This is a genomic window from Acidithiobacillus sp. TH-A67, assembly GCF_057473545.1.
Window position 1 is genome coordinate 1 of record NZ_JBYCKU010000051.1, and the last position, 15,094, is coordinate 15,094.

At 60.0% G+C, this 15,094-nt stretch carries 18 protein-coding genes; 8 read left to right on the forward strand and 10 right to left on the reverse strand.

Translation table 11 applies throughout. From position 1 onward, the window contains the following. The coding region (locus AC2VNM_RS07950; RefSeq protein WP_486913086.1) for a type II toxin-antitoxin system VapC family toxin at nucleotides 1-480 on the forward strand (480 nt) is incomplete at its 5' end. Between the two features lie 72 nt (nucleotides 481-552). Here AC2VNM_RS07950 and AC2VNM_RS07955 read toward each other — a convergent pair. From AC2VNM_RS07955 to AC2VNM_RS07980, 6 genes are read right to left on the reverse strand one after another with little or no spacing between them, the layout of a single operon-like run. After that, nucleotides 553-1,677 (reverse strand): DUF7146 domain-containing protein, encoded by a 1,125-nt coding sequence (locus AC2VNM_RS07955; RefSeq protein WP_486913087.1) that lies wholly within the window; start codon nucleotides 1,675-1,677, stop codon nucleotides 553-555. Then, the gene (locus tag AC2VNM_RS07960; protein ID WP_486913088.1) at nucleotides 1,674-2,573 is read right to left on the reverse strand and encodes a hypothetical protein; all 900 of its coding nucleotides are present in this window, start codon (nucleotides 2,571-2,573) and stop codon (nucleotides 1,674-1,676) included. The genes AC2VNM_RS07955 and AC2VNM_RS07960 overlap by 4 nt, the downstream gene beginning before the upstream one ends. Nucleotides 2,574-2,587: 14 nt before the next feature. Beyond that, entirely contained in the window at nucleotides 2,588-2,935 is a 348-nt protein-coding gene (locus tag AC2VNM_RS07965; protein WP_486913089.1) for a hypothetical protein, read from the reverse strand. Between the two features lie 13 nt (nucleotides 2,936-2,948). Next, nucleotides 2,949-4,694, reverse strand: a complete 1,746-nt coding sequence (locus AC2VNM_RS07970) for a nucleotidyl transferase AbiEii/AbiGii toxin family protein (protein ID WP_486913090.1) — start codon at nucleotides 4,692-4,694, stop codon at nucleotides 2,949-2,951. Further along, nucleotides 4,691-5,212 carry a hypothetical protein gene (locus AC2VNM_RS07975; RefSeq protein WP_486913091.1) on the reverse strand — a complete coding sequence of 174 codons (522 nt, stop codon included), beginning with the start codon at nucleotides 5,210-5,212 and terminating at the stop codon, nucleotides 4,691-4,693. Before AC2VNM_RS07975 ends, AC2VNM_RS07970 begins: the two co-directional genes overlap by 4 nt. A gap of 39 nt (nucleotides 5,213-5,251) precedes the next feature. Further along, on the reverse strand, nucleotides 5,252-7,126 hold the full coding sequence (locus AC2VNM_RS07980) for a hypothetical protein (protein WP_486913092.1): 1,875 nt from the start codon (nucleotides 7,124-7,126) through the stop codon (nucleotides 5,252-5,254). Between the two features lie 180 nt (nucleotides 7,127-7,306). Here AC2VNM_RS07980 and AC2VNM_RS07985 point away from each other — a divergent pair, with 180 nt between their 5' ends. From AC2VNM_RS07985 to AC2VNM_RS08015, 7 genes are read left to right on the forward strand one after another with little or no spacing between them, the layout of a single operon-like run. Then, nucleotides 7,307-7,603, forward strand: a complete 297-nt coding sequence (locus AC2VNM_RS07985; RefSeq protein WP_486913093.1) for a hypothetical protein — start codon at nucleotides 7,307-7,309, stop codon at nucleotides 7,601-7,603. After that, the gene (locus AC2VNM_RS07990; protein ID WP_486913094.1) at nucleotides 7,600-8,358 is read left to right on the forward strand and encodes a hypothetical protein; all 759 of its coding nucleotides are present in this window, start codon (nucleotides 7,600-7,602) and stop codon (nucleotides 8,356-8,358) included. The genes AC2VNM_RS07985 and AC2VNM_RS07990 overlap by 4 nt, the downstream gene beginning before the upstream one ends. Further along, nucleotides 8,355-8,843 (forward strand): hypothetical protein, encoded by a 489-nt coding sequence (locus AC2VNM_RS07995; RefSeq protein ID WP_486913095.1) that lies wholly within the window; start codon nucleotides 8,355-8,357, stop codon nucleotides 8,841-8,843. Before AC2VNM_RS07990 ends, AC2VNM_RS07995 begins: the two co-directional genes overlap by 4 nt. An 11-nt stretch (nucleotides 8,844-8,854) precedes the next feature. Beyond that, nucleotides 8,855-10,111, forward strand: coding sequence for a hypothetical protein (locus AC2VNM_RS08000; RefSeq protein WP_486913096.1), 1,257 nt, complete (start codon nucleotides 8,855-8,857; stop codon nucleotides 10,109-10,111). Next, nucleotides 10,108-10,383 carry a hypothetical protein gene (locus tag AC2VNM_RS08005; protein WP_486913097.1) on the forward strand — a complete coding sequence of 92 codons (276 nt, stop codon included), beginning with the start codon at nucleotides 10,108-10,110 and terminating at the stop codon, nucleotides 10,381-10,383. The genes AC2VNM_RS08000 and AC2VNM_RS08005 overlap by 4 nt, the downstream gene beginning before the upstream one ends. A 13-nt stretch (nucleotides 10,384-10,396) precedes the next feature. Beyond that, nucleotides 10,397-12,598 (forward strand): DotA/TraY family protein, encoded by a 2,202-nt coding sequence (locus AC2VNM_RS08010; RefSeq protein ID WP_486913098.1) that lies wholly within the window; start codon nucleotides 10,397-10,399, stop codon nucleotides 12,596-12,598. Nucleotides 12,599-12,621: 23 nt separating this feature from the next. Beyond that, nucleotides 12,622-13,158: a hypothetical protein gene (locus AC2VNM_RS08015; protein ID WP_486913099.1), complete on the forward strand. Its 537-nt coding sequence runs from the start codon at nucleotides 12,622-12,624 to the stop codon at nucleotides 13,156-13,158. An 83-nt stretch (nucleotides 13,159-13,241) separates the two neighbouring features. Here AC2VNM_RS08015 and AC2VNM_RS08020 read toward each other — a convergent pair whose 3' ends face one another. The 4 genes from AC2VNM_RS08020 to AC2VNM_RS08035 all read right to left on the reverse strand — a co-directional run bounded on the left by AC2VNM_RS08020 (nucleotide 13,242) and on the right by AC2VNM_RS08035 (nucleotide 15,077). After that, complete coding sequence (locus tag AC2VNM_RS08020; protein WP_486913100.1) at nucleotides 13,242-13,472, reverse strand: NrdR family transcriptional regulator; 231 nt, start codon at nucleotides 13,470-13,472, stop codon at nucleotides 13,242-13,244. Between the two features lie 101 nt (nucleotides 13,473-13,573). Then, entirely contained in the window at nucleotides 13,574-14,026 is a 453-nt protein-coding gene (locus AC2VNM_RS08025; RefSeq protein WP_486913101.1) for a hypothetical protein, read from the reverse strand. Between the two features lie 45 nt (nucleotides 14,027-14,071). Continuing rightward, the gene (locus tag AC2VNM_RS08030; protein ID WP_486913103.1) at nucleotides 14,072-14,851 is read right to left on the reverse strand and encodes a nucleotidyl transferase AbiEii/AbiGii toxin family protein; all 780 of its coding nucleotides are present in this window, start codon (nucleotides 14,849-14,851) and stop codon (nucleotides 14,072-14,074) included. Continuing rightward, nucleotides 14,844-15,077 (reverse strand): hypothetical protein, encoded by a 234-nt coding sequence (locus AC2VNM_RS08035; protein WP_486913104.1) that lies wholly within the window; start codon nucleotides 15,075-15,077, stop codon nucleotides 14,844-14,846. Before AC2VNM_RS08035 ends, AC2VNM_RS08030 begins: the two co-directional genes overlap by 8 nt. Between the last annotated feature and the right edge of the window lie 17 nt (nucleotides 15,078-15,094).

Sequence of the window (15,094 nt, forward strand, 5' to 3'; positions counted from 1 at the left end):
TGCCCACGATCACACCAGAATCAGTGCCCACGATCGATCAGAATGACCGCCCACGATGCATCAGAATCGGTGCCCACGATGGTCCAGAATATGCAGCTGGACGCATCGGCGCTGCTGGCTTATCTGAATGCAGAGCCCGGTGCTGATACTGTCGAGAAAGCGTTGACCGATGATTGTGGTATGAGTGCACTGAATTGGGCCGAGGTGTTATCCAAAGTCGCGGAGATTGGCGTATCTCCGGAGACCTTGGAAGCGGAGCTGACGCAGCGGGGAATTTTGGGCAACGTGCTGATGATTTTTCCGCTGACGCCAGACGATGCCATGGAGATTGCCAGGCTCCGTCCAGGGACTCGTGGCTTCGGCCTCTCCATCGGGGATCGCGCTTGTTTGGCGCTGGGAAAGCGTTTGGGTGTTGTGGTGCTTACCGCCGACCGCGCCTGGGCGGATGTCGATGGCGTGGATGTGGTCCTCATCCGTTGAATTTGAAACCAGCACTGCGTAGTAAGAGTTCAGGATGGTTCCCGGTGGGGACCATTCTGGGAATGCCCCTCCTTAGGGTTTTGGTTTGGCCAGATGCTTCTGTGGAGCTCCCTGGAGCAGCAGATCATTCCAGTCCATCCCCGGCATGGCGCCCATCTGCCGGGGATAGCGGATCGATACCCGCATGTCACGTCTCTCGATGGCCAGACGCTGTTTGAGCGATTCGGCGCTGTGTCTGCCGGCCGGATCATCATCGGCGAAGATAAATAGCGTATGGACTCCCAGAGGCGGGGAGAAATGGATGAGTTTGCCGGAATCGATCGCGGCATGTGCAGGAAGATCGTTGAGAATTGCTGCGGAAAGCGCGGTTTCAATCCCTTCGCTGACGCCAAGACGTTCCTGCAACGGCTGGAACATCGGAATTACGTAATGATGATCTCCGGCGGTGCCCATAAGCTTGCGAGCGGGGAGGGTATCGCCTACCTGTTTGGGATCCGGCAGCGCGAGCTTTTGGCCATGCGGCGAGAGATACGTGCGGTGCAGGGTCATGATCTCCCCAGTGAGGCTGCGGCAAACGCCAATCAGAGCCGGGAAAATGCCCAGGGAGTGGCTCGGTTGGTCGCGGGTCGGCTTCCAATAGTATTCCAGGCCCGGATGGGCAACCAGGTCGTCGCTCGCTTTTAGGTACTTCGCGGGAATCCCGCGCGACTCGGTGAGGTACTTCCACACGGCGGGCACCTGCTGCAATGGCTTGCAGCCCAGCAGGGTGCTTTCTATCGCCTTTTTGGCCCGCTCGACCTTTGCCGCCTTCTCATAGTCCTCCTTGAGCATCCGGCTGACCTGCACCCGATGGCGACTGATTTGTTGCGCCTTGGTAGGGACGAGTAATTGGCTTCGTTGCGGGTCGACCCCAAGAATGTTGGCCACCTGACGGGCGGCATCCAGGAATTGGCAAGCATGTACGTGCTGAATCAGGGAGAATCCATCGCCGGCGATCGGCTCTCCTCCGCCGGTGGAGCACAGAAAGGTACCCCGTCCCTGTTTGTCGTCGAAGCGGAAGCGATCCTTGCCGCCACATCCCGGGCAGGGGCCATGTTTGCGGGAAGTGGGCGGCACTTCGATTCCGAGCGCAGAGAGGATGGTCCGCCACTGCCCTTGAGCGGCATCGCGGGTTTCATCCACCCAGCTGCGGTTCACCGCCGTGGTCCTCCAGGCTTGCGCGGGGGAGGTGGTGCTGCCTCGTGTGCATTGGCATTTTCCACCCCATCCCGCTGCACTCGGGAGACGGGTTCGGGAGCCTGCTTGCGCAGGATGTCCCGGGACAGTTTCAGGTACAGGCTGGAATCCGTTTCCTGGACTGGCAAGGTCGCCCGGATTTCTCCGAGCACTTCGCCAAAGGTTCTCTGGGTCTGCGGCGAAACTCGCGTTTCGCGTCCCGCTTCCTCCAGAATCTGCAGTTCCCGATCGAGAGCCCGAAGTCCCTGTGCCTGCCGGTCCCCGGTATCGCCGCTCGCAAGATAATGCTGGATGGCATAGATTGCCGCAAAGATTTCCGGTACGGCCTGCCGTAGTTTCTGCGGGAATTCGTCATGGCTTTCCGGTTGCGCCTGATATGCCTGCGCTGCCTTCCGAAGCTCCTGTAACCGTTCCATGCCGCGGGTGGCTGGATAGAGCAGGGGGCATTGCTCTATGGACTCTGGTCGCGGAAGAGCGTGTCTGGGACTGCGGAAATAGCGCAGGGCCATTTCCCGGAATACCGCATCGTCGACGGGTGCGCCCACTGCCAGCAACAGGAACAGGCCGTTCATGCGCATCTTTTCAGGGGTGTCGGTTAACGTCCTGGAGAGCACCGCCAATAGATCGGGTGCTTTGGGGACCATACCCGGTTCGGAGATGCCCTGCATGCAAAACCAGGAGCGGCGAATCGTTCGTTCGAGAACCTCGCGCAGGGCACGAGCCCTGGCCAGAGGTTCCACCGCGTCGGGCGGCGGTGCCCCACGTTGATCCTGTGCTGCCAGGCCGTAATCCAGGGACTGGTAAATCTCCCCGATATAGCGCAGGCCCGTGGTTTCCGGGAAACGTTCGTGAAACACCGAGTCCTCCTCCCTTAGCCGGTTTCCGATTGCGCGTCGAGCAAGGCCCGCAATCGTTCAGGAGCTCCCGGCGAGGAGAGCTGCAGCTTGCGCAGTTCGCGCATGATATCGGTGATCTGCTGACCGAGAACCGTCATGGAGCTCGCCAAAGGATCGTCTGGGGCAGGATCATACTCTGGGGATTCCCGAATCTGTCTGCACAAAAACCGTCCGTCGCGCACCCACAAGAGCATTTCGGCGGCGACGGTTCGGTCTGGTTCCGAGAGCTTGGGATGGTCCACTGCCGTGGAAAATACGGCATCCATGTGCACCAACAGTTTATCGAGCAGCTGCGCATGCGCCTTCACAACATCCATCGTCATCGTTCGATTCCTTTCACTTGCGCCCTGGTTTGGGACGATTTCCTGCCGCCTGCGAAACTCCGGCTTCCACCGCTTTCTGTGCTACATAGGCCTCCGGCGCGGCAACGGCCGAGGCAATTTCGATCCCGGTCTTGAGCGTTTCTCCGATCCCGTCACGAGATTGCTGCGTATGAGACAATTCCCGCCGTTGCGCCTGACCCGCAGTCACATCCCTTCCGGAGATGCGATCGAGGATCTTTTGCAGGAATCGCGCCAGAAGATCGCCAAGACCGGTTTTGTGCGATGCCTGTGCGCCCGGTTGGGCCAGCGTGTCCGGACTTGGCCAGTGTTGTGCCCCTTGGCTCATCCCCTGGACCCGGGCGCGTAATGCGCCTTCCGCATCGGAGCGCAACTGCGGATCCTGTAGCTGGCTGGTGATCTCCAGATGTCGGTCCAGCGCGGGCTGGACGGTTCGGGTGTAGTAGTCGTGCAATCGCTGAAACTGCTGTTGCAATCCCGGATTCTGGTCGATGGCCTGGTGAATCGCCGCCTTGTGCGTCATACCGTATTTCTCGGCATTTTGGATGGCCTCCTGTATCTGCGGATCCCGGTTGAACCGCTCCTGCAGGAAGGCAAACTTGTCTAGTGGCTTGTTCAGAGGCTCCAGTTCGCGCAGGCGCTCCCGGTCGGTGGTTTGGGATCCCTGTGCAGAGGTTTCGGCGGTGTTCGTCAGCATGAGATTCTCCTTGTGGAGCTTCGGGAAAGTCGTGGGTGTTGTCCTGCGTAACTCTGCCGGGGACAGCCGTCCTATGGTGTCCGCCACGATTTTCCGAAAGCTCCCGACCACGGAATCGAAATCCGGAATCTCCCCATAGAGCAGATCCTGACAGAATCGGCCATAGCGTTCCCGCACGTCTGGTGCATCCAGACGCTCCGTTTCGCCCAGGAGCACGGCCAAAGGTTCTTCCTGAAAGGCCGGAAACTCCTTGCCGTAGGTCTCCTGATCCTTGCGGATGGTCTCTGCCAGCAACGACCGGAGCGATGTGTGCAGGTGTTCATAGTCTGGCGTCTGCTGGACGATGGCGTGCATGTCGTAGAGGTGGCGCACCAGGCGGTCATCGTAGGCGAAACGGTTGGCTTCAGCACGGTAGGCTGCCGTACGCCGCAGATATCCCACGAGCTTGTCCGAAGCGGTCTCTTCAATGCCGAGAACCGGCAGGGAAGGGCGCTCCGAAAGCGGGATTCCATGATCCATCTTGAGCCGTTCGACGATGCTGTACGTGGGCAGACGGTCTATCGGGGCCACCGGATCGATGGCCATCAGTTCCAGCTTGATGCTTTGCCGCAGCGATTCGTCTGGCGGGAACTGCGCCTGATACTGGAAATTGCCGCGCAGGTACTGGTTGCCGTTGCGGGCACGCATCGCCTCGCCCTCGAGGGGGAAGCCGTCCTGTTGCAGGGCCTGGATCATGGCCGCCTTGAGTTCCGAACCATATTTACGGATGGCATTCTTCCCGGCCGCACGCACATCGGCAGGAACCACGAGGCGGAAGTCGGCATCTTCCGACATGCGCCGGATCAGCCCCCGCGCCTGGCTGAGCGCGGTGCCACCGGCAAAGACCACGTCGATACCTTGGGAGTGAGCCGCCTGGTAGACCACGACGATGGCGTGCCGAACCAGAATGTCCTTCTCCAGTGCCGCCGGCCGGAGCGACCCGAGCAGTTGCGTATCGATCAGTTCCTGGATATCCGCCTTGTCGTCTTCGGTGATCTCTCTCATGGCGTCTTGCGTCCGCCTTTGGAGGGCCGGAGCGTCCGCGGCTCGTCGCTCCCACGTTCGTAACGAAGCGTGGCCCTGTTCAGGGAGATTTTTCGGGTAATGCGACTGTTCCCCACGTTGAAGGCTGTCGCAAACGGAACCTGCGTACTCTCGTCGTTGTTGTAGGCCTTCGTGGCACGATCGAGATCCCAGGGCACACCGAGGCGATCGAGGGCTTCCCTGGCCGTAGCATAGAAAGATTTGGTGAGGCAGGTTACCTGTTCTCCGGGCAGGAATCGGCTATCGCGGACCTCGCTTCGCGCCAGAAGTCCGTAGCCGATGCGCAGGAATTCCCCGCGCTCGACCATTCGTCCCAGTGCTTTGTCCATCCCGGTACGGCTATATTGCGGCAGAGCCTCCGTAAAGTCCGAGCGTAAAAACACCGTAGTCTCCGGGCGCTCCCGTAACAGATTCCGAATTTCCCGCTCAATCGTTCCTGGTCGCATGGCATTCTCCGGCATTCCCTCGTTCGGGTTCATTTTTGCACGTTTCCAGGAATCAACAAAAAAGCCATGGCATCAGGGCCGTTGCCGTTGACGCTGCACAGGCTTCGATGTCGCCTCGCCGTTGGTGTTTTGTGTCAGAGCAGGCTGCGGGGCGCCAAAAATCCGGGCAAGAAAGTTCTGGATGGCAGCAAGGATGCCCTGCATGCGGTCGGCCAGAGATTTCTGGCCGGGCACGCTGGGCGGCAAATCATCCGATTGTGCCTTGGCCCGGTCGAGCTTGGCGAGAAGGCCTTCCCGCTGGCTGCGGGACATCTCGTCACCTTCTTCGAGAGCCAGAATGGCCGGGACGATTTTCTCCGGGAGCTGTTCGGCATCGGCCTCCAGCGCCGTAAGGGAGTGTCGCAAGTCCGGGTGTCGCTCCAAGGCCGTTTCCCATTGGGCATTGGTGAATGCCTCGTGCCGCGCCTGCTGGATCCTGGCATTGGCGCCGTCCTGAACGGCATCCGCGCGCTGTTTTCGGTCCTCCGCGATGGTTCGGAAGGTCTCCTGTACCCGGCCATCGGCGCGCAGGAGATCGAGGCGCTGGTTGAAGCGGTCCAGAAACCGCTCCGCCTGCCGGTACGGTTGTTCGCGCGCCTTTTGCTCCCGGCGCTGCTCGCGATCCGCGCGGCGTTCCTGCCAGCGAAGCAGGGAAGGTTCCGGACGGGGCGCAAAGCGGGACAGTACCGAGCCCACACCGGCGAAGAGGCCGCCAGTGCCGGCAAGCAGTCCACCAACGCCTTCGCCCACGCCGGACAGGAAGGTGGACCGCACCTGGACCGTACTGCCATTCGCAACATCCCCTGCCTGTTGGCGGAAATGTTTCTGGCCGGTGTGACTTCCGGCAGGGTTTGTCGGCTCCTGAAACGAGGGACGGTGTATCGGATCGGGGTCCACAGCCGTCTGCGCCTTTTGCTGATCGTGGTCCCGCGAGGATTTCTTCTGGCGGAAGCTGCCGGAGTCGCCGGGCCAGGTACCGCGCGTGTGGTATTCCTCTCGCGGATCGAGTGGATGCGGATCGTCATCGGTCAGATCGAGGATGCCCTCCGAATCGGGAAGTACCTCATCGTGAAAAATGGCCTGATCCTCTTCCGCCCGGGCATCGGGAGCTTCGCCTTTCGCATCCCCATCATGCGCCGGGGAATGGGCGTTTTCCGCATGGTCAGACGGGGCGGGATCGTCGTCGGGCGGTACCGCAGGTTCTGCATCGGACGGCGGCTGCTGCCGGTCGCCGGACGTGGGAGCAAACCGCGCTCGGCAGCGATCCTCGATGACCAGATCGCGGAAGCCGAGCCAGTCAAAACCGACTTCCCGCACGGCGGTCCGGGTCACCGCCGCGAGATTCTGAATATCCTCTGGATACTCAAAATAAAACGCCTGCGCCGTGTCGATGCTCTGCTGCAACTCGGTATCGCTCAGTCCCCAACCGACACTGACGTCACGGGCAAAGAGGAGGAGGGCATTCTGGGCCAGCGGATAGGCATCTTCACGGATCTCCCGGATGTGCTGCACCAGAGCTGTCGACAAGGCATTTCGCCAGTCCTTGAGGAGATGGTCTGGCACATTGCCCAGTCGTTCATCGCGGGCGTTGCCCGTATCGGGCGTCGCGATGCTGTCGCCGGCAGTGTTCAGCGCCTCGACCGTGTGATAGAGCAACTCCACGCTGGATCGATCCCGCGCTGGAGCGGCGTCGGTGGCCTCTCCCAAACGATGGAACACCACTTCCTGATCTGCGCGGGACAGCGTGTGGATACCGCGGGCCAGCAAGGCAATTTGCCAGAGATCCGCCCGATGATCGTCGTCCATCCAGGGAATTTTTGCGGCAGTTTCCATGGCGGTAAGGGTCTGTTCGACATAGTTCCGCAACCTGTCGGTGAGTGTTTCGGGAAGATCGGGCAATTGGGCCATTGCGGATGTCCTTGTCTCTGTCGCATTCCCTCTGTTGATGGGGAAAATCCGCCTTTTTTCTTTTCGGAAAACCGTCCGTCGCCGGGCGGGTCCAGGGGCTCGCAAGGGCCTGGCAATTTCCCAAAGCAAAAAGGTGGGAGTCCGATACAACAGAAGAGAACCATGAGGAGAACTGCGGCAATGGAACCAGCGCAATTTGTCAGGGAAGTCGAGGATTTTGTCAGCGAGTGCCTGATCTCCGAGCAGGATCTGGAGGCTCGCATTTCTCTGGGCAAGATGAAAACCTTGACCGCCTATACGTCTTCCTATGCAGCAACCACCTACCAGCAGCATCGGGATCTCACGGAAGTCCCCGCCGAGGGCGGGAGTCCGGATGCGCGTCGGGCGGCAGAGGAGATTTCCAGTGCCGTGCAGATCGATGCGGTTCTCCGGTTACTGCTGAATCCGGTAGCCATGCGGCAGGCCAGCCGGCTGTGAGGCGGATCTGTCGGTGGGGAGTCCTGGGCCTGGCCGTCCTGGCCAGTCCGCTGGCCGTCGCCGCGACGACGTGCAATCCCGACTGTCCAACCTGTCAGGCGGCGCAGGCGGCGGTCGATCGCCGGGTGGCGATCATCGAGGGTGTGACCAAACCGGTCATCGGTCCTGCCTATGTGTGCCATGATCCCGACTGGGCCTCCCAGGACCCTAGTGTGGGACGTTGGTCCTCCTTGATTTCGTCGATTTCGGCGCAGGTGGATGGTGGCTATATGCCGCCGTTGTTCACGGCCGCCGAGATGCACAACGAGTCGAACGGCAATCCTGACGCGGTGGGTGCCCCGGTTCCGAATCGGGCGCTCGGACTGATGCAAACGCTACCGCCCGCCGAAGAGCAGGTCGCCGAAGCCCCATTCGACGATATCAAAGGCTATAACGGCCCGACCGCCACTGCCTGGCCCCGTCTGCCGAACCATCAAACGCCGATTCCGAGTCCCAGCCACAGCATCCGTATGGGCATTCAGGAGCAGGTGGCTTGTGCGAAGCTTTTCATCGGCGCGCTCGATCCGGCGGCGATTCCTGTGTGCTATAGCAAAAGCCTGGGACTCGCCCAGCAGGTCGCTGCCGACCACAACAATTATCAGCAGGTCCTCGCGGGTCATCCGCACACCCTGGCCTATGTCACGAATTTCCTGAACTTTGCCCACTGTACGCCGGTGTCTCCGACCGCCTCCACTCCCTACAGGAAATACCCATGAAGAAAGCGCGCCTTGTTCTCTGTCTCGCCTGCATCCTCTCGCCGGCCCTGGCCTGGGCGGATTCCACCACTTGCCCGATCGATGCCGCCGCAAACGCCGTCGCCGCAAAAAATGCGGTGGCACAAGATGACGCCCTGAGACCGGAAGTGAGCAACCCGACGGTAGAAGCGGTACGGGGAAGCCAGTGTGTCAACAACGTGAGTTCCTTCCAGACCATTCTGGACGATCTGAATTCCCTGCCCATTGGGTCGCAGGGGCAGCAGATTCTCCAGACCATCGAGCAGTTGTTCGGCCAGACGCAAAACGATTGCAATCCCGATGTCACATCGTCGGGTTCCACCCTGCCGACGACGACCAGTTCCTCCGGTGGGGGCAGTTTCCCGTCGATGAGCCTGGTGCAGCAAAAGCAGCTCGCTCCGACCCAGGACAGCAACGGCAAGAACAGTTCGTCCGGAATGTACCAGTCCCTGTTCCCCGGAAGTTGAGGATGACCACCATGCCACACCCGAAAAAACGCCATATCCTTCTCGCCGCGCTTGCCGCGACCCTGGGCATTGCCTGGGCCAGTACCCCGAGCTGGGTCGGCAAGATGAGCTATATGGGGGAGCCACCAGGCATTTCTCCAGCTGCGCAACAGGTCAACGTACCGTCCGGTGTGACAACGGCACACGGTTGTCAGCCCATTGACTATGGTGGCGGCTGCTGGACCACCTATAACGGCAATCTCGCCTCCAGCGGGGATATTCGGGCGTTGAGCCAACAGGTATTCGGCCTCCAGCAACAGATGGCACAGGACGTCTCCTGGCTGGGCTATTACACCGCTCGCGCCATTCGGGACAATGGCACCGGACGCACGATCGCCAAACTGCAGGGAGCAACGGAAATGCCCGCGACCATGCCCTGTGGTGCGGATTCCTGCACGGCACAGTCCAATGTGGCCACGGATACGGTCGGCGGCGCGGGCGTTTTCGGCGACCAGAACCCCATCTCCGGGGTGCCCATGGTCGACAAGCAGGTCAAGCAGGGCCTGTTGGCCAAGCGCAGCGTCACCTTTCTGTATTCCAGCTATGCCGTTCATAACGCGGATTTCTGTTCGCAGTCGGAAATTACGGCGGGACTCTGCGCAAAAGGAGCGACGGTATCCCCCGTTCCCAATCGGGACATCGAAGGGGTCAGCCTGCTGGGTGGCAACGGAATGAGCGCGCCGAAGCATCCCACACTGGATGCCGATGCCCGGGAGGCATTCATTCAGAACATTACCAACCAGATTCCCGTTCCGGCGCTGCAGAAGGCTGCCTATGACTCTCCCGAAGGACAACTGGCGGTCGGAGCGAAACTGCAATACCAGGCAGACCAAAGCCTGGCGCAGACGGCGCTGGACCAGATTGCGGCACTCCACGAGCCCGTTCAAGGCCTCGGCACCGTCCTCAACAAAACGGTTCAGGGCCTCGGCATGCCACAGGCGCCCGCGAACATCTCCCTTCTGCAATACCTGTCGTACATGGAGAAGGCGCAGTATGGAAACGTGAAGTTCTATCAGAACGTCGCGGAACAGACCAGCGCTGTGTCCCTGTTGCGGGAAGTCGTTCTCTTCCAGTCGCAGGAAATGCTCTATCAGTACATCTCCATGCGGATGCGCATGGCGGAAGACGCCATGGCCGCTTCGCAATATGCAACACAGTCGCAGGCGGCCTATGCCAAGGTGGCCCGTTACTACAACGGCACGACCAGTTACGGTGAGGGAAGCAAATGATGGATGACCAGGAAGAACATCGCTCCAAGGAAAGTGAAGGCAGCTCAGCTGCGGAAGATGCGGCCTATGAAGCGGCGCTGGATCTGACCGGCATGCCCGGGTTGGGAAGCGCGCTCATTGCCCATCTCCTGTCCGAAAGTGAAGAGGACGCGCAGGCGGCACCACCGGAAGACCCGGTATTAGCGCAGGAGCGGGCTCTCGCCGTACAAAAAAGCCAGGAAAGCGCTCGCCCCAGACCCCCCTCCCTGGTCCCCTCTGGACCTGGCCACTAAAGGAGCCGCGCCGATGTTTGGTATCGCCCCCCCAACAACCGACTATTTCATGAACACTCTGGCCATGATTCTCGGGCCGATCGTCAAGCATGTCACCGGCATTGGCGGCAACGACGGCGCTGCCGATACGGCCACCGCCGTTTCGGTGCTGCTCGGATATGTCAACGATGTGGCCCTCTTTGTGGCGGTGGCCTGGGTACTCTATGTCGGTTTCGTGGGTCTGTTGAAAACGACGCATGAGGGAGAGTGGCTGGGACAGAAATGGTCCGCTCTGTGGATTCCCTTGCGCATCGGCCTGGCGGCAGCCTTCGTACTGCCAGTATTTCCGAGTGGCGGCGGCGGAAACTATTCCGCCGTCCAGCCCGCTATCGTGTGGGCGGAAGCCAATGCCGTGGGCATGGCCGACAAGGCCTGGGCACTCTCTGCCCAATACATCGTCAAGGATCCGATCGGTGGTGTGACCCTGAATAACCAGAAAGTCACCCGGATGGCAGAACACATTCTCTCTGACCAGGTCTGCATGCTGGCCGTCAACCGGGGAGCAAACAGCATCCCTGGCATCAATGCTGTGGATCCCAATCCCATTTCTCTGTATACGAACCAGATCACCTACGGCACGGTAACCCAATCGTGGGCGACGGATGTCGGCAATTTTGGACTCAATACCGGCGATGTGCTCTGGAACGGACACGCCGCCCATCCGTTGTCGACCGTGTATGAAGAGGATTATTGGGGCCTGGCAACCAACAGTCCATTTTTGCATTCGGCATTGGTGGCGCTCCCGAACCCGTCGGTCTGTGGCTCCATCACCTTCCCGAGCTCCGCCTCCAACGGCGGTACCGGAGTCGGCTCCTCGACCCAGGCCAACATCGATAACGCAGTCTGGAAGGCGTCCTCCGGGCAGATGCAGAAGCTTCTGACCGGAGAACAGGCTCTTGCGCAGGTGATCGTGTATCGCCAACAACGACCCAGTCGGGCGACGTTCGCAAGCCTCATCCATGGCTATGAGCAAGGGACGCTGAGCAACGCCATTCCCAACATCGCCGCTGCCGAGAAGCCGGTGACCCAGAAATTTTTGCAATCCATGAACGAACAGGGATTCGCCACGGCGGGGGCCTGGTGGTGGGAGCTGATGCATCTGAACCAGGTCGCCCAACAAGCCGTCAACAACGTCGGCACGAGCACGGCACCCGGATTGGCGTATCTCATCCAGGACGTGCCATATGTTGGCGGTTATCTCCGGCGTCCGGAACAGCGCGCGAACCAGTTCGTCACCGCTTACGAAGCAGACCATCCGGCCGGAGAGAACGGCGCGCCTGCCTCTAAAATGCCGCAGGCTACGGATGCCTCCATCGCCGGCGTCCTGGATGCGGTCTTTCAGGGAGCGGTTGGATCGAGCACGGAATGGCTCGCCGACGAACCCCGCAACAAGAATCCCATCCTGGGGCTGGAGCATATCGGAACCATTTTTCTGACGGCGGGCACCGCTACCTATGCCTTAGAGGCAGGCGCTGACGAAACCGCGGCTGCAGCCAATGTGGTCGATGGGGTATCGGAAGTCGGCGGCATTGGGAAGGCGTTCTCCAAGGGGATCACTACCTTCACGAAAGGCCCCCTGGGAGATCTGCTCACCCTCCTGGCCACCGCATTCGTCGCTATTGGCATCATCATGACGGTCTGGATCCCCATGCTGCCCTACATCATCTGGACCTTTGCCATTGTCGGTCTGCTTCTCTTTTTCGTCGAAGCGGTCTTTGCCGGACCATTCTGGGCCATATCGCACATGAATCCCGATGGACATGAGGTCGTGGGCAGCGGCGGCCGGGGCTGGATGCTGCTCCTGCAGCTGCTACTGAAGCCAGTGTTGATGGTCGGTGGCCTCATCGCCGGCACGGCCTTGCTGTATGCCGGTGCGTGGATCGTGCAACACACCATAGGTGGTGCTATACTGGATACATTCACGAATTCTGCCGGAGGTTTCGTGGGCCCATTGGACGGCATTGCGCAGGCGGTGATCTACTGCTTCATGCTGATTGTCATCATCGATCTGAGCTTCGGCCTCATCCACAAACTGCCCGACTGGGTCATGGGCTGGATCGGCGGTGAATCGACCGATCGGGGCGAAACAACCATGCAGGAACGCGAACAAAGTCAGGGGCGCAAAGGTGCCGGTAGTACCGGGGAGACCGCCTACAATAAAGTAACAAACAAATAAAGACAGCCGAAAAGGAGGCTGAGATGGAAGGAAAGGAATATGAATGGCGTTGGCTGCCCCCCTGTGAGCGAACAGGTCGTTCCAAATATGGGTATGTCGAAAAAGACAAAACCCTCATCAACTTGGATCTGCAAGCATATGCTGCCAACCGAAAGACTGTAGATAAAAATTGGCACCTGATCTGGCCGGTCGCTCTGGCTTTCCTGGCATGGGCTGTGATCGCCAGCCATTGGGATGCGATCAGTTCGTTTCTGAACAACGCCTATGCGTTTGGCTTTGTGGCCGTCGTTGCGGTGGGATTCCTGACCATCCCCTTGTGTCTGCTCTTTGGCTACCCTCGCAATGGCTTTGGGCGGTTGCTGAAGGCCTTTGGGGTGTTGGCGTCCATTTTCGCGGTGGCACCCGGCATCACGATTGCGTCCTGGTTCGTTTTGCCCAAAGACTGGCAGCATTCCCTGAACCTTCTCGCCAGTACCGGCTCTGTGATGGCCTATGTGGCGATATTCGGGGCGTATATCCTGCTGGCCGGTTTCCTGACCACAGCGATCGTTCGCCGGTAACGCGCTTCTCCCTGCGCAAACCGGAAGCCCGACAGGAGACTGTCGGGCTTTTTCTCTGCGGTCCTGGATAGCCGAATGCGGATTTAGTCGGAATCGTCCGGTGTCGGTGGTGTCTGTCGCGTTTCCTGCCAATGCTCGATGAGCCGTTGGGGATTGGGCCGCATTCCTTCCGGCACGACGAATTCCATCGTGGTGAAGCGCGTCTGGCACTCCAGACATTCCAGACGTCGGCTGACGCTGTGCTTGGAGGGACGCTCCCTGGTATTCAGAACCTTGGTGTTTTCGCTCCCGCAATTCGGGCAACGCATCGCCATCTGTTGACCCCATGCCGCCAAAAGAGGCGCTGTTTTATGTCCTTGAACCGTATGCGGGTCTTCGGGTTGTCCCAATAGTTACCCACAAATTCTGTGGGTAACTATACCGGAAGATGGCCTTCTTCGCTGTACCACTCTTGCGGCAGGATGCGGTATGGCCAGACGCCGCGCTCATGTCCTGCATGCGCAAAATACCGGGGCTCCAGTGGGCCTTCCCCGGTGGCCCCGGCAAGATCTTCCGGGTGTTCCAGTGAGGCTATGGCATCCAGCACATGGATCCAGATTCCCGGAGCAATGGCGGGACCGGCACCGAAGCGGTGGATCCGATGCGCGCCGATCAGAACAGCAATCATGCGCCCCTCGGTGTTCTCGCTGGCCTCAAGACGGGCGGACCATCGCCGTACCTGATGCAACACGGCTTCCGGGTTGTAGGTCACAAAGCTATGGGCGGCCTGCACCCAGTCGGGCAGCGCAAGCAGATTGCGGACACCCTGCAGTATCCGTTGTTGCTGTTCCTCGACCTCGATGAGGTCCTGCAGTTCGTTTCGTTCCATGGAGACATCCAGATCAAATAACTACAAGTACTACGTTAGCGTATATTATGGCTTTCTGCCGCCGCGTTCTTGGGGCGGCTGTCGTCTCCAGGAATCCTCTCCTGGTCCGCCAGACTCTCCGTTCACTGCCGACCCTCCCCGGAAATGCTGCCGCAGAATTCCGGCGGCTGCGGGATTGATATCCAGATCCGTGATACAACGCTCCAGCCACGCGGGATTCTCGCGCAGATATTGGGATGCTTGTTCCAACGCCCCGGAAATGCTGCTGCCATAGGCTTCCTGCGCCTTTTGCATGGCACGTTCCGGCACCGCCCCCCAACGCTGCTCCATGACCGCAAGGTCGATGATGTCCCGGTTTTGGGAGGCCCTGTCGGCCCCCCTATCCGCATTGGCCAGCAGCTTTTCCGCAAACAGATCGTCACGGACCAGGCAGGGAACCGGAAGTCCGGCAACTGCCGCTCCCGCGATCTGGATCCGGCCTTCATGCACAATCTCAAACTTGATCGGCACCTGCTCGCCGGCCCGCGGCTCCCTCATGGTGACGATGCTGCGGACGCCATACTGATCTGCCCGATGTTCCCGCAAAAGCTCGACATCCTTCGTAAACAGGCGGCGCAGTCCATGCTCGAAGACTTCACGGCGCAGGTTTCGGTACCCGATGGTATCCGAGCACAGAAAATCAATGTCGCGGGATTCCCGGTATTCCTCCAGTTGCAGGGAAATGCAGGTTCCCCCGCCAAAAAGGCAGGCGCAATCTTCGAGGAGAGCGGGATTCAGGCACTGTAGAACTTGCTCGATCAGCCGGTGGTGCGGGCGCTTAAACATTCAGCACACCGTTACCATAGGTATTCTGGATTCGCTCCAGAAGCGCCCGCTCCGCGGGCAGGAGTGCATCCTGGTCGATGAATCGCCAATTCGCTTCATACAGCGCAAGCGCATCGCGGGCATCCATCTCCGGACTATGCCGCTGCCACGCCAGGATACGCAATTGCGGGAAATCCGCGATCCGAACCACGTCTCGGGTGGCAGTATCTCTTTCCCTATGCGCCATCGTGAGGAACCTCATCC